The organism is Streptomyces sp. NPDC051561 (assembly GCF_044454195.1).
Taxonomy (GTDB): Bacteria; Actinomycetota; Actinomycetes; order Streptomycetales; family Streptomycetaceae; genus Streptomyces.
This window is the reverse complement of record NZ_JBITDM010000018.1, coordinates 46,371-59,202: the sequence shown is the minus strand read 5'-3', so window position 1 is coordinate 59,202 and position 12,832 is coordinate 46,371. Positions and strand designations below refer to the sequence as shown.

Below are 12,832 nucleotides of genomic sequence, written 5' to 3'. Positions count from 1 at the left end.
GTGACAGGACTTGGTGGGGTTCGTCCGGTACGGGCACCTGTGTGCACTTGTATGCACATGTTTGTACTTGCGTACAGGTACCTGCTGGTACCTACTTCGTGGGCTTTTTGCCGGTGATGCCGAGGTGGACCAACTGCGCCAGGTTCGGACGCAGTTCGGCCTGCTTGACGCCCCAGGTGGTGAAGCCCTTCTGGTGCGAGGCCACGGCCGCGAGCATCGCGACCAGGGAGCCGGCCATCGCCGCCGGACTGATGTCCTTGTCGACCTTGCCCTTCGCCTGGAGCTCCTTCATGGAATCCGTAAGGGAGTTGGTGACGGAGTTCAGGATCTTCATGCGGATCTTGTAGAACCGCTTGTCGCCCTCTGCCGCGCCGAGGTCGACGACCCGCAGGATCGCGTCGTTCTTCCGCCAGAAGTCGAGGAAGCCGTCCACGAGTTCCTCGGCGGTCTGCCAGCCGGCCTTGCCGACCCAGGAGCGACCAGCGACCAGCGTGGTCAACCCGGCGCCCTCCTTTGCCATTTCCTCCGCGATTTCGAGGACGGCGCCCTCCACATCGGGGAAGTACTGGTAGAAGGTCGCGGGTGAAGTCCCTGCCTTGCGTGCCACATCGATGACTTTGACGTCCCGGTAAGGGGACGAGCCGAGCATTTCACTGAGGCAGTCGAGCAGCTTCTGCCGCGTCGCCTGACCGCGTCGACCGGCCACGCGGCCGTCGACGGTGCGTACTTGTCCTGTCATGCCGTCAGCTTACCGAGGGGTGATCGGAGCGCGATTCGGCGAGTGCAAATGGGTTTCCGGCCAGAGTTGGCGACGTGTCCGGCCGGTTGTGAGCGGTGTGCGGGCCTGAGTGGTGCGTCCCAGGTGACGGGAGGGATGCCACCAGGATGCGCCATCGGATGGCGGTACGTGACGGGCTGTCCACAGCCCTCCCCCAATAGTGTTATCAACAGCCTGTGGACAACATCGGTGGATATCTCCGAGCGGGGATCTCCCGGAGCGGGAAGGATCGGCCCATGACCGCATTCGCAGAAGGCGTACCTTGCTGGATCGACGCGGCGCTCCCCGATGTCGAAGCGGGCAAGCGCTTCTACGGAGAACTCTTCGGCTGGACCTTCGACGACCCCGCCGACGAGGAGTACGGCTACTACACGCAGGCGTACTCCGGCGAGGGCGAGGACCGTAAGAACGTCGCCGCCCTCGCCCCCAAGATGGACGGCCGGATGCCCACCGCCTGGGGCGTCTACCTCGCCAGTCCGGACGCCGCCGCCCTCGTCGCCCGCGCCGAGGAGGCCGGCGGACAGCGCGTCATGGACCCGATGGCTGTCGGCCCGTACGGCACCATGGCGCAGATCGCCGACCCGGGCGGCGCGGTGTTCGGCGTGTGGCAGCCGGATGCGCACCCCGGCTTCGGGGCGAGCGGTGTACCGGGCGCGTTCTGCTGGACCGAGGTGTACGTGCGCGATGCGGACAAGGACCGCGTCGACGCCTTCTACGAGGCGGTCTTCGGGTACGCCACCCACGAGCTGCCCGAGGGCGGCGGAGTGGACTTCCGCGTCTGGTCGCCCGCCGGGACGGAGCCCGGGGACGACACCGCGATCGGTGGACGCGGAGTCATCTCCGCGGGCGTCCCGGCCGAGATGCCCGCGCACTTCCTGTCGTACTTCCTGGTCGACGACTGCGACGCGAGCGCCGCGACGGCCAAGCGGCTCGGCGGGCGGATCAACCAGCCGCCCTCCGACACCCCCTACGGGCGGATGGCGGTTCTGGTGGACAACCAGGGCGCGGTGTTCGCCGTGCTGGCAGAACCGAAGCCGTAAAAACAACAGAACCGAAGCCGTAATTCGAGCGAAAGGTGTCAATTAGGGGGGAAATATTCCATTTCGGCCCCGGGTTAGCCACCGCGCCCCGAGCCAGGAAGAATCAGGGGAGCGCACCGCTGGGGGTGCCCAGCGGATGAGACGCTGCACAGGGCTGTGCGTTGCGGCCTGGTGCACGGGGAGGTGGCAGGCAAGTGGAGCAGCTGACGCAGCACGATCCGCGGCGGATCGGCCCGTTCGAGGTCCTGGGACGGCTCGGAGCCGGTGGGATGGGGCTCGTCTATCTGGCGCGGTCCGCGTCCGGGCGCCGGGTGGCGATCAAGACGGTGCGTACCGAGCTCGCGGAGGACCAGCTGTTCCGGGTGCGTTTCACCCGGGAGGTGGAGGCGGCCCGCGCGGTCTCCGGCTTCTACACGGCTGCCGTGGTCGACGCCGACCCGCGTGCGGCGGTGCCCTGGCTGGCGACGGCGTACGTACCCGCCCCCTCGCTCGAAGAAATAGTGAACGAGTGCGGGCCGATGCCCGCGAACGCGGTGCGCTGGCTGGCCGCCGGCATCGCCGAGGCGCTCCAGTCCATCCACGGCGCCGGTCTGGTCCACCGTGACCTCAAGCCGTCGAACGTCCTGGTCGTCGAGGACGGCCCCCGCGTGATCGACTTCGGTATCGCGTCCGGCGTCTCCAACACCCGCCTGACCATGACGAACGTCGCCGTGGGCACCCCCGCCTACATGTCCCCGGAGCAGGCGCGGGACTCCCGCAGCGTCACCGGTGCGAGCGACATCTTCTCGCTGGGCTCCACCCTGGTCTTCGCGGCCACCGGGCACGCGCCCTTCCACGGGGCGAACCCCGTCGAGACCGTCTTCATGCTGCTGCGTGAGGGCCCCGACCTGGACGGACTCCCGGACGAACTCCGTCCGCTGATCGACTCCTGCATGGGCATGGAAGCGGCCCTGCGCCCCAGCCCCGCCGACCTCCAGGCCCAGCTCGCCCCGCACCTCTTCTCCTCCGGCGAGGACGACAGCGGCACCGCCTCCGCCTGGCTGCCCAACCGGGCCACCGCGATGATCGAGCTGCGCAGGGGCGGCGGCCGGGTCCCGGCTGCTTCCGTTACGCCGCCCAGGCGCCAGCCCACCCCGCCGCCGCGACCGAACAACCCGCCGCCGTACCCGCCGCCGCGCGGGGGCGAGTGGGGTGTGGACCCGCGCACCGGGCAGGCGGGGCCGCCGCCCTCCTACGCGGACGGTCCGGTACGGCTCGCGGGTGCCCAGGTGCCGATCGGGCCCGGACCCCGGGTGGCCGACGGGCTCGGGGCTGCCGCGGCGGCCGCCGTCGCGGAGGCGGCGGGTCCACCGGCCACCGGGTGGGTGCGTCCGCCGGCCGGGGTCGGGGGCGGACTGAACGGCGTACCGGCGCCTGCGCATGGTCCCGGTCCCGGCCCTGCCGCGGTTCCGGACGGGCCCGCGCCCTCCGGGTGGCGGCCGTGGCGGTTCCGGATGTCGAACGACGTGTGGGGGACGCCCGCCGTCGCGGGTGACCTCGTCTATGTGACCTCGTTCGAGGTGCACGCCCTGGATGTGGCCTCCGGTCGGCGCCAGTTCAAGACGCGTGACGTGGCCTGGGCGATGGCGGTCTCCGGCGGACGTATCCACGCCTCGGACGGTCCGACGCTGTACGCGCTCGACGCGGCCGACGGTACCGAGCGGTGGCGGTTGCAGACCGACGCCTGGGTGTACTCGCTGAAGGCGGCCCGCGGCACGGTCGTCACCGGCACGCGCGGCGGCGGCGTACAGGCGTGGGAAGCGTCCAACGGACAGAAGCTGTGGGAACTCACCGGCGCCCAGACCGACTTCGAGACCCTGGAGGCCGGACCCGCCGTCCACGAGGACACGGTCTACGTCTGGCAGGACGCACGGTTGCGGGCACTGGACGCGCGCTCGGGCAGGGAGCGCTGGTCGTACCCGATCGGGGACGCGGCGTCCTGCGGGGGAGTGCCGGTCCGGGTGACGTCGGCGGACGACGGCTACGTCTACATCTCCGCCGGTACGAGGGTGCTCGCGGTCGACCAGGGGTCGGGACGCGTGCGCTGGCACTTCGAGGCGCCCGCGGTCTTCCTCTCCGCACCGGCCTTCGCGCCGGGGCCCGCGGTCACCGGTGGCGGCGTCTATCTCGCCGACTACCTCGGCACGGTGTACGCGCTGGACGCGTCGACCGGCAAGGACAGATGGCGGATCGCGACGGAGTCCCGGCAGTCGATCGAGCCGGTGCTGGTGGCCGGCGGGCATGTCCATGTGGGCAGCGGCAGCGCGCTGTACACGCTGGACGCGGTGACGGGCACTCCGAAGTGGCGGTTCGCGGCCGGGGGAGAGGTCGTCGGTGCGCCGGTGGTCGCGGACGGCCGGGTCCACTTCGGTTCCGCCGACCACTGCCTCTACACGGTCGACGCGGCCGGGGGCCAGCTGCGCTGGAAGCTGAAGACGGGCGGCGAGATCACGGGGTCGCCGGTCGCGGAGGCGGGAATCGTCTACGCGTGCAGCAAGGACCGATGCGTATACGCCCTGGACGCGGTAAAGGGGACGGCCACGGGCCGCACGACAAGGTAGCGCGCCGGACCCCCCTCCCTCCGCCCCCTTGGGCGGCGGAACCGCCATACTTCCGTCCTCTTGGGCGGCGGAACCGCCATACTTCCGTCCTCTTGGGCGGCGGACCTGCCATACCTCCGCCCCCTTGGGCCGCGGCGCCGCCCTCCCCTTCACTCCTGGTAGCCCGCTTGGGTTCACTCCCGGTAGCCCGCTTGGGCGGCGGGGCGCCTGCCCTTCCCGCTCCTGGTAGCCCGCTTGGGCGGCGGGGCCGCCCCCCGGGGGCGGGACGGGCGGGCAAGGGGGCGGCTCCCGACGGAGTCGCACCCTTGCCGTCCCGGCCCGCCCCGGTCCCGGTCACGCTCCCCGGGGAGGAGGCCCGCTGCGCGGGGCTTCACCCCACCCCACCCCGCCCCTTCCCGAAACTGGGGGCAAGCCCCCAGGCCCCCGGGTGGCGAGCCCTCCGAGGGGGGTGGGTAGGTGGCAGGTGCGTGGGGCTTGTCGCGCAGTTCCCCGCGCCCCTGAGGGGGCGCGTCCGCGCGGCGGTAGCCGCAGAGTGACACAGCCCCGGACCCCTGGAGGGGCGCGTTCGCGTGGTGGTAGTCGCACAGTGACGCAGTTCCGCACCCTCCGGAGGGGAACCGGACGGTTCCTCCCCGACGTCTGTGAACCCGTCGAAGAGATCCGCGACGCGGTATCCGCGCCCGCTGCCGCCGCCGTACATGGCGCGCACGTAAGGGTTTTGTCGAGGCTCCCAGCGCTTCGGTGCTACGCCCGGGGTTTGGGTCACCCCTTGGGGCGGGCGCTGCTAGGGTGACATGTACTCGTCCTTATGGGACCTTTATTCCTGCCAGAATGTCCCAAATCGCGTCAAACCAACGGGGGTTGGAAGCATGAAGCTTCGCCATGTCCGCGCAGTGGCCGTCTTCGGTATCGCAGTGGTCGCACTCACCGGAGCCCGTGGCTCGCACGGCGGTAGCTGTGGCGGTTCCAGCAGTGGTTCGAGCAGCTCCAGTTCCAGCGGCGGCAGCGACAGCTCCTCCAGCTCCAGCGGTGGCAGCGACAGCTCCACCAGCGGCGGCAGCGACAGCTCGACCAGCGGCGGATTCACCTCCACCACGACCAGCGGTGGCACCGACAGCACCAGCTCCAGCTCCTCCGGCACCACCGGCTCCGTGCCCGGCGTCGGCGGGGGCAGCAACAGCGGGGCCCGCGACCTGAGCGTGGACTGCAAGTACGACCCGGCGCGCGGCCTGACGGCCCGTGTCACCGCGAGGAACTCCAGCTCCTCCTCGACGTACACCTACCGCTTCACGGTGAAGTTCACCAACAACGGCTCCACCGTCGGCACCCGCCTCGGCAGCATCGTCGCCGTCGCCCCCAGCCAGAGCCAGTACACGGACGTCGCCACCCCGTACGTGCAGCGCCAGGGCGAGACGCTCTCCGGCCGCTGCGAGGTCAAGAACATCACGCGCTCCAGCTCCTGATCACCGAGCCGTCCTGATCACCGAGTAGGCGGCGCCGGCCTGTACGAGGCAGGGGGAGCCGCTACGCCGAAGGGCCCCGACCGCCGCGCGAGATGCGCGGGCGTCGGGGCCCTTCGCCGTACCCGCGCCCCTTATCCGGGCGCCCCCTGGGTCAGATTGGCCCGCACCAGCGCCAGCAGGTCCTCCTCCGGCATGCCCAGCTTCCTTGCCTCCGCGACAAGTTCACCCACCCGCTCCAGCAGCCGGGCCCGCCCGGGCGACACCGGGGCGTCGACCACCACGGCCCCCCGGCCCCGGCGCAGCTCGATCAGTCCCTCCTCGCGCAGGCGCTGGTAACCGCGCAGCACCGTATGGACGTTGATGCCGAGGGAGTCGGCGAGGGTCCGGGCGGCGGGCAGCCGTTCGCCCGGTTCGACCGTGCCGTCGGCGATCGCACCGCGTACCGAGGAGGCGATCTGGTCGCCGAGGGGCACGGTGGAGGCGGTGTCCAGTGTGAACAGCATTGCGTCAGCGGCTCTCTCGGGTGTCGCGGCCGGCGCGGGCTTCGCGACGTTCGACCAGGGTAGCGAGGAGGGCGGCGCCGGTGGCCGAGTCGTTTACGGTGACCGCGAACTCCCGGCCGTTCGCCCGGCGGACCACTATCGCCTCGCCGGAGCGCACGATCAGGCCCGAGCGGCCGTGCCGGATGCGGTAGCCCCAGCCGCCGTAGTCACCGACGGGGTTGATGTCGCGGGTCGCGACCGCTTCGATCGACCCGAGCGGGATGCGCAGGGCCGGGCGGTGCAGCAGTGCCGGGGCGACGGTGAGGCCACGCCGGTCCACCATGACCTGGGTGGAAGCGAGCGGGAGGGCCAGGAGGCCGACCGCGAGCAGCGGTGCGCCCGCGGACCACATGCCCAGGGCGCCGTTCACCGCGCCGGCGGCGAGCACGGCCACGGCGACCAGCAGGAAGACGCCGGAGCCCAGCCGCCGCGACCAGCTCGCGACCTCCCCCTCCGCCAGGTCGATCCGGCCGGCCCGGGTCACCCCGCCGTCGGGATCCGGGGGCTCCGGCACCGTACGCCCGAGCAGTAGTCCCACGGCTGCGGACGCCAGCGCGAGTACGACGGCCGCGGCGAGGTGCCAGAGCGGGAAGCGGGCATCGGAACCGTCGGCCACCCCGCGCTGGGCGAGGGTGCTCGCCGGGAGGAGATAGCCGAGGAACGCGGCTGTGCCCCAGATACCGGCCAGCATTCCCCGCACCCCCCGGCGCGCCGACTTCAGGGTGAGGGTGGCGGCCAGTGCGCCGCACAGGACGAAGAGCGCGACGCCGGCGAGGACCGCCGTGGACGTGGAGAGAAAGGAGACCGGCTCGCCCGACACACCGAACCGGGAGGCCAGCCGGTCGGGCAGCTGACTTCGGGCGGCCAGGAAGGCGGAGAGGTGGACGAGCAGGGCCAGGGCGAACGGTGTGACGCTCAGCGCGAGGAGACGCAGACGCCCCCGGTTCATGTGCAGGGTCATGGCTAACCTCCAGTTGTTCGCATGCTACTAGAACAACTGGAGCAAGTGGAAGAGTTATTCGCATTCAATGCGAACAATGGAGGGGGGTGGTGCTTAAACACAGGCTCTGAGGGGCGGCCAGGGCCCTTTTGCCCTACCGGATACGGAAGTTGGGCCTCTGCTCGCCCTGCACCTCACCTCTCCCCGGCGCCCTCCCCGACGCCCTCCCCCCGAACAGCTCCGCCTGCCGCCCCGGCGCCAGATTCCCCAGCGCGATCAGCTGCGGCGCCCGCGCGAACGCCTGCGCCATCGCCGCCTCCTTCGTCGCCCACACCGCGCGCACCGTCCCCTGCACCGCCTCCGTCGGCAACCCGGCCATCACCTCCGCCGAACGCAGAGCAGCCTCCAATTCCCCGCCATCAGGCGTCAGTTCGGAGACAAGCCCGACCTCGTGCGCCCGTCGCGCCGACATCCGCTCGGCCGTTCCGAGCAACGCCATCCGGGCGATCTCCCCGTACGGCATCCGCTGCGCGAGCAGTGCCGTCTCGTAGGCGCTGACCATGCCGTACGTCGTGTGCGGATCGAAGAAGGTCGCCCCCTCGCCCGCCACCACGAACTCCGCCTCGCCCAGCAGATAGAACGCTCCACCGCACGCCATCCCGCGCACCGCCGCGACCACCGGCTTCCAGAGGTCGTTCGCCTTGGGGCCGATGGTGAGCAGCGGATCGTCCACGGAGTACGGCGAGGACGGTTGCGGTACGTCGACGGAGCGGTCGATCCCGGTGCAGAAGGCACGCTCGCCCGCCCCGGTCAGTACGACCGCCCGCACCCCGTCGTCGAACCTGAACTCCCGCCAGATCCGTGCCAGTTCGGCTGCCGTCTCCAGGTCGATGGCGTTGAGCTTCGCGGGCCGGTCCAGCGTGACGACCGCGACCCCGCTCTCCTTGTCCCGCTCCACGCGCACACTGCCCGCACCTGTGTCCCGCCCCACGCCCGCGCCCGTCCCCGCACTCACGGCCGCTCCAGCAGCCAGCGCGGCACGCTCGTCCCGTCCGGCAGCCGGGTGAAGGCCACCTGCACCTTCGCCCCGATGCGCAGCCGCGCCGGGTCGACCGAGTCCAGCGCCGCGTCCGGCGACGCCACCACATTGCCGACCAGGCGGATGCGCGGGGCGTCCGCCAGTTCCACGATCACCGCGTTGTACGGCGCCTGGGCGGCGTAAGCGGGCAGGAGTGGCGGGTGGGGGACGACGTACGACCAGACGGTTCCCCGGCCGGTCATCAGCCGCCACTCGTCGGCGAAGGAGTGGCAGTGCGGGCAGCAGGGGCGGGGCGGGAAGCGGAGCTCGCCGCAGTCGGTGCAGGACTGGACGCGCAGTTCGCCCCGCGCGGCGTACTCCCAGAAGGGGGCGCCGTCCTGGTCCGGGACGGGAACCAGCAAACCTTCGCCCGCGACCTCGCCCGCGACCTCTGCGGTGGCCTCGCCCGCGACCTCGGCAGCGGCTTCGGTGCCGGCCTCGCCGGCCACCTCGTCAGTGACGCTCATCGTCTCTCAACTCCTCAGCAGCAGTGCGGAAGTGGGGACGCCCTCGCCCGCCGTGACCAGGCAGGTGGCCGCGTTCGGGACCTGGGCGGTGCTGGTGCCGCGCAGTTGCTTCACACCCTCGTTGATGAGGTTGAAGCCGTGGACGTACGCCTCGCTGAGGCCGCCGCCGCCGGTGTTGATCGGCAGCCGGCCGCCGCTCTCCAGGGCGCCGCCCTCGGTGAAGGCGGCCCCCTCGCCGCGCCCGCAGAAGCCGTAGCCCTCCAGCGACAGGGGAATCAGCGGGGTGAAGGCGTCGTAGATCTGCGCCACGTCCACGTCCTCGGGCCCGAAGTCGGCCTGCTTCCAGAGCTGGCGGGCTGCGGTCCAGGCGGGGCCGGTGAGCGGGTCGTCGTTCCAGTAGTTGACCATTCCGTGGTGCTGGGCGGGGAGGCCCTGGGCGGCTGAGTGGACGTACACCGGCTTCCGCCGGCAGTCGCGGGCGCGCTCCGCACTCACGATGACGCACGCCAACGCCCCGTCCGTCTCCAGGCAGTTGTCGAAGAGGCAGAGAGGTTCGCTGATCCAGCGGGAGGTCATATACATGTCCCGGGTCAGCGGGCGCTCGTACATCATCGCGGCCGGGTTCTGGTTGGCCCGGTTGCGGCAGGCGAGGGCGACATTGAAGAGGTGGTCGCGGGTGGCGCCGTACTCGTGCATGTACCGGCGGGCCAGCATCCCGATCTCGTCGGCCGGGCGCAACAGGCCGAAGGGGCGGGTCCACTGAGCGGGTGTCGGCAGCTGAACTGCGGTATTGCGCCAGGGCCTTGGCCCGCTCCCGCGTTTCCGCGAACGCCACGCGACCCCTACGCTCGCCTGCCCCGTCGCTATCGCGGACGCCAGATGCGAGACCGTGGCGCACGAACCGCCGCCCCCGAAGCCCACCTTGGAGAAGAAGGTCAGATCCCCGGCCCCGATGGCCTTCGCGACCTCGACCTCGTCCGTCTCCTCCATGGTGTACGAGGCGAGGCCGTCCACCTCGGACGGATCGATGCCCGCGTCGTCCAGTGCCGCGAGTATCGCCCGGCACGCCAACTCCTTCTCGCTCTGAGGGAGTTGCTTGGCGAACTCGGTCTGTCCAATACCGGCTATCGCCGTCGCGTCCTTGAGTCCTGTCATGATCCGGGCCCACCTCCGAGATCGTCACAACTGATCGTCCCGACTGCTGACAGCGCGTCAGGCTACAGCTAATCTGACGGATAGTCAGCTACCGGTATGACGGCCAATGGCATCTCGAACCAGGTGGTATCCCGAACCGGGCGGGTATCTCGAACCGGGCGGTATCTCGAACAGGGAGTGCTTGCGATGGGAAGTGCGCGGCAGTTGCAGTGGAACACCATCTGGGACCTGGTCGAGCAGGCCGCGGCGGCGTACGGCGGCATCGAGGCGGTCGTCGACGGCCGCACCCGTGTCTCCTACGCCGAACTCGGCGAGCGCGTCGAACGCGCGGCGGCGGCCTGTCTGGCGCGTGGCGTCGAGCGGGGCGACCGGGTCGCGATCTGGGCGCCCAACACCCTCGACTGGATCGTCTCGGCGCTGGGCGCGGTCACGGCGGGCGCGGTGCTGGTCCCTCTCAACACCCGCTTCAAGGGCGCCGAAGCGGCGTACGTCCTGGAGCGTTCCCGTACGAAACTGCTCTTCGTCACCGGCACCTTCCTCGGCACCTCCTACGTCGCCTCCCTGCGCCGGGCGACGGCGGAAGGACCGGGCGAAGGACCCCTCCCCGGCCTCCCGCACCTCACCGACGTGGTCGTCCTCGCCGACGATGCCGCCCCGGACACCTTCCTGACCTGGAAGGACTTCCTCGCAGGCGGCGAATCGGTGAGCAGCGGGGCGGTCCGCGCCCGGGCCGCCGAGATATCCCCCTCCGACCCCTCCGACCTCATCTTCACCTCGGGCACCACGGGCCGCCCCAAGGGTGCGGTGATCACCCACGCCCAGACCCTCCGCGCCTACGACATCTGGGCCGACCTCTCCGGCCTGCGCGCGGGCGACCGCTACCTCATCGTCAACCCGTTCTTCCACACCTTCGGCTACAAGGCCGGCATCATCGCCTGCCTCACCCGCGGCGCCACGATGATCCCCCAGCCGGTCTTCAACGTGGACACCGTCCTCGCCAACATCGCCGCCGAACGCATCTCGGTCCTCCCCGGCCCCCCGACCCTCCACCAGTCACTGCTGGACCACCCCGCCCGCGATTCCCACGACCTCACCGCCCTGCGCCTGGTCGTCACCGGCGCCGCGGTCGTCCCCCTCCAACTCGTCGAACGCCTCCGCAGCGAGCTGCACATCGACACCGTCCTCACCGCCTACGGCCTCTCCGAAGCGTCCGGCATCGTCTCCATGTGCCGCCGCGGCGACGACCCCTCGACCATCGCCTCCACCTCCGGCCGTGCCATCCCGGGCACGGAGGTGCGCGTCGAGACCGCCCACGGCACCCCGGCCCCGCCCGGCACCCCCGGCGAGGTCCTGGTCCGCGGCTTCCACGTCATGCAGGGCTACTACGAGGACCCCGCGGCCACCGCCACCGCGATCACCGACGAGGGCTGGCTGCACACCGGCGACGTCGGCGTACTGGACGAAGCGGGCAACCTCCGCATCACCGACCGCATCAAAGACATGTTCATCGTCGGCGGCTTCAACGCCTACCCCGCCGAGATCGAGCAACTCCTCGGCCTCCACCCGTCCATCGCGGACGTGGCCGTCATCGGCATCCCCGACCCCCGCCTCGGCGAGGTCGGCAAGGCCTACGTCGTGCGCCGCCCGGACACCACCCTCTCCGCCGACGACGTGATCGCCTGGTCCCGCCGCGAAATGGCCAACTACAAGGTCCCGAGGCAAGTCGAATTCGTGGCCACCCTGCCGAGAAACGCAAGCGGGAAAGTGGTGAAGGGAGAGCTGCGGGGGAGGGCGGGGGTGCCGAGGTGAGCGGCACCGTCGCGGCGGCCAATCAGCCCGGCCCATCCGGCAGGCCGTGACGGCGTAGCAACCCAGCCGCTACGAACGGACCTGCGGCGGGTCGGAGTTGGCGCCGCCGCAGGGAGTGACGTCCGATTGTCAGCCGGCGTGCGTGCCCGCCGGGCTGACAGTGGCGTGCGAGTCCTGCGGGGCCACCGACATGTGGTCGTCTGCCATCGCGGGAGAGGCGGCTGCGGCGCCGGCGGCGAGGACCATGGCGGCGGCGACGAGAATCTTCTTGGGCAGAGTCATGGTGATTCCTTGCGCTGGGTGATGTGGGACGGGAGTGAACCTAGTGATGAGGGGGGAGCGCAAGCAAGGGGGTTTGCCCTGAAAGTTGGCGTGGGTGACACGAGTTGGCCGAAACGCTTTTGCTGACGGCTGGGCCGTAAGGAGGGCCGGGCGTGGAGTTGCGCCCGGGAAGTCAGCGGGTGGCGAGGGCGTCTCGGGCCGTCGCGTGCAGCTGGCCTATCTCGTCCATCGCTGTGCGCCACGCGGGGTCGTCCGGCCGTACGGCGCGCACTTTGTACTCCGCCGCCCGCAGCTGTTCCGCTGCCGCCGGTATGCGCGCTATCTCCACCGTCACCGCCCAGCTCTCCAGGAAGCTGGTGAGCGGCGCCAGGGTGCCCGTGCGTGCCGCCAGGGAGAGGGCCTCTTCCGTCTGGTGCTCCATCTCGGGGAGCTTCGCGGGCATCAGGCGCGCCACCGCCGAGCGCAGGGCGGCCGTCGTACGGTCCGGGCGGGGCAGCAGGGGTTGCGAGGCGGGCGAAGGGTGGCGCTGGGCGGTCATTCCGGTCCTTCCGAGGCGGTCTCGTACGGGAGGAGGGCGCTACGGGGGCACGGGTTGCCTCCCTTTCGTACCCATGTGACCTGCGGATACGACGCCGAAGCGCGACCGGCCCGAGAAATCAGTCGGCCGCGGCGGCTCCC

At 71.0% G+C, this 12,832-nt stretch carries 12 protein-coding genes; 4 read left to right on the top strand and 8 right to left on the bottom strand.

The features are described 5' to 3' along the window. Positions 1 to 91 precede the first annotated feature (91 nt). On the bottom strand, positions 92 to 739 hold the full coding sequence (locus ACIA73_RS30715; RefSeq protein WP_399442106.1) for a TetR family transcriptional regulator: 648 nt from the start codon (positions 737 to 739) through the stop codon (positions 92 to 94). 275 nt (positions 740 to 1,014) lie between these two features. Here ACIA73_RS30715 and ACIA73_RS30710 point away from each other — a divergent pair, with 275 nt between their 5' ends. From ACIA73_RS30710 to ACIA73_RS30700, 3 genes are all read left to right on the top strand, one after another. Beyond that, positions 1,015 to 1,818 carry a VOC family protein gene (locus tag ACIA73_RS30710; RefSeq protein ID WP_399442104.1) on the top strand — a complete coding sequence of 268 codons (804 nt, stop codon included), beginning with the start codon at positions 1,015 to 1,017 and terminating at the stop codon, positions 1,816 to 1,818. Positions 1,819 to 2,012: 194 nt separating this feature from the next. After that, positions 2,013 to 4,418 carry a serine/threonine-protein kinase gene (locus ACIA73_RS30705; RefSeq protein ID WP_399442103.1) on the top strand — a complete coding sequence of 802 codons (2,406 nt, stop codon included), beginning with the start codon at positions 2,013 to 2,015 and terminating at the stop codon, positions 4,416 to 4,418. 869 nt (positions 4,419 to 5,287) lie between these two features. Beyond that, positions 5,288 to 5,881: a hypothetical protein gene (locus ACIA73_RS30700; protein ID WP_399442102.1), complete on the top strand. Its 594-nt coding sequence runs from the start codon at positions 5,288 to 5,290 to the stop codon at positions 5,879 to 5,881. 131 nt (positions 5,882 to 6,012) lie between these two features. Here the strand turns inward: ACIA73_RS30700 and ACIA73_RS30695 are convergent, their stop codons facing one another. The 5 genes from ACIA73_RS30695 to ACIA73_RS30675 all read right to left on the bottom strand — a co-directional run bounded on the left by ACIA73_RS30695 (position 6,013) and on the right by ACIA73_RS30675 (position 10,063). Next, a complete protein-coding gene (locus ACIA73_RS30695; RefSeq protein ID WP_399442101.1) occupies positions 6,013 to 6,384 on the bottom strand; it encodes a GntR family transcriptional regulator in 372 nt (123 codons plus the stop codon). 4 nt (positions 6,385 to 6,388) lie between these two features. Beyond that, positions 6,389 to 7,384, bottom strand: a complete 996-nt coding sequence (locus ACIA73_RS30690) for a DUF1648 domain-containing protein (RefSeq protein WP_399442100.1) — start codon at positions 7,382 to 7,384, stop codon at positions 6,389 to 6,391. A gap of 133 nt (positions 7,385 to 7,517) precedes the next feature. Continuing rightward, positions 7,518 to 8,378 (bottom strand): enoyl-CoA hydratase/isomerase family protein, encoded by an 861-nt coding sequence (locus ACIA73_RS30685; RefSeq protein ID WP_399442098.1) that lies wholly within the window; start codon positions 8,376 to 8,378, stop codon positions 7,518 to 7,520. Next, the gene (locus tag ACIA73_RS30680) at positions 8,375 to 8,908 is read right to left on the bottom strand and encodes a Zn-ribbon domain-containing OB-fold protein (RefSeq protein ID WP_399442097.1); all 534 of its coding nucleotides are present in this window, start codon (positions 8,906 to 8,908) and stop codon (positions 8,375 to 8,377) included. The genes ACIA73_RS30685 and ACIA73_RS30680 overlap by 4 nt, the downstream gene beginning before the upstream one ends. A gap of 6 nt (positions 8,909 to 8,914) precedes the next feature. Then, positions 8,915 to 10,063, bottom strand: a complete 1,149-nt coding sequence (locus tag ACIA73_RS30675) for a lipid-transfer protein (protein ID WP_399442096.1) — start codon at positions 10,061 to 10,063, stop codon at positions 8,915 to 8,917. Positions 10,064 to 10,249: 186 nt separating this feature from the next. On the opposite strand from ACIA73_RS30675, the gene ACIA73_RS30670 reads away from it, so the two are divergent. Next, the gene (locus tag ACIA73_RS30670; RefSeq protein WP_399442095.1) at positions 10,250 to 11,872 is read left to right on the top strand and encodes a FadD3 family acyl-CoA ligase; all 1,623 of its coding nucleotides are present in this window, start codon (positions 10,250 to 10,252) and stop codon (positions 11,870 to 11,872) included. A gap of 129 nt (positions 11,873 to 12,001) precedes the next feature. On the opposite strand, the gene ACIA73_RS30665 is transcribed toward ACIA73_RS30670, so the two are convergent. Beyond that, entirely contained in the window at positions 12,002 to 12,154 is a 153-nt protein-coding gene (locus ACIA73_RS30665; protein WP_399442094.1) for a hypothetical protein, read from the bottom strand. A gap of 172 nt (positions 12,155 to 12,326) precedes the next feature. Then, the gene (locus ACIA73_RS30660; RefSeq protein WP_399442092.1) at positions 12,327 to 12,692 is read right to left on the bottom strand and encodes a hypothetical protein; all 366 of its coding nucleotides are present in this window, start codon (positions 12,690 to 12,692) and stop codon (positions 12,327 to 12,329) included. Positions 12,693 to 12,832: the final 140 nt, after the last annotated feature.

What these genes read in the sequence shown, in the direction of transcription:
- ACIA73_RS30670 (WP_399442095.1), top strand. Translation starts at nt 10,250, where the DNA reads ATGGGAAGTGCGCGGCAGTTGCAGTGGAACACCATCTGGGACCTGGTC.
- ACIA73_RS30660 (WP_399442092.1), bottom strand. Translation starts at nt 12,692, where the DNA reads ATGACCGCCCAGCGCCACCCTTCGCCCGCCTCGCAACCCCTGCTGCCC.
- ACIA73_RS30710 (WP_399442104.1), top strand. Translation starts at nt 1,015, where the DNA reads ATGACCGCATTCGCAGAAGGCGTACCTTGCTGGATCGACGCGGCGCTC.
- ACIA73_RS30715 (WP_399442106.1), bottom strand. Translation starts at nt 739, where the DNA reads ATGACAGGACAAGTACGCACCGTCGACGGCCGCGTGGCCGGTCGACGC.
- ACIA73_RS30690 (WP_399442100.1), bottom strand. Translation starts at nt 7,384, where the DNA reads ATGACCCTGCACATGAACCGGGGGCGTCTGCGTCTCCTCGCGCTGAGC.
- ACIA73_RS30675 (WP_399442096.1), bottom strand. Translation starts at nt 10,063, where the DNA reads ATGACAGGACTCAAGGACGCGACGGCGATAGCCGGTATTGGACAGACC.
- ACIA73_RS30695 (WP_399442101.1), bottom strand. Translation starts at nt 6,384, where the DNA reads ATGCTGTTCACACTGGACACCGCCTCCACCGTGCCCCTCGGCGACCAG.
- ACIA73_RS30665 (WP_399442094.1), bottom strand. Translation starts at nt 12,154, where the DNA reads ATGACTCTGCCCAAGAAGATTCTCGTCGCCGCCGCCATGGTCCTCGCC.
- ACIA73_RS30700 (WP_399442102.1), top strand. Translation starts at nt 5,288, where the DNA reads ATGAAGCTTCGCCATGTCCGCGCAGTGGCCGTCTTCGGTATCGCAGTG.
- ACIA73_RS30680 (WP_399442097.1), bottom strand. Translation starts at nt 8,908, where the DNA reads ATGAGCGTCACTGACGAGGTGGCCGGCGAGGCCGGCACCGAAGCCGCT.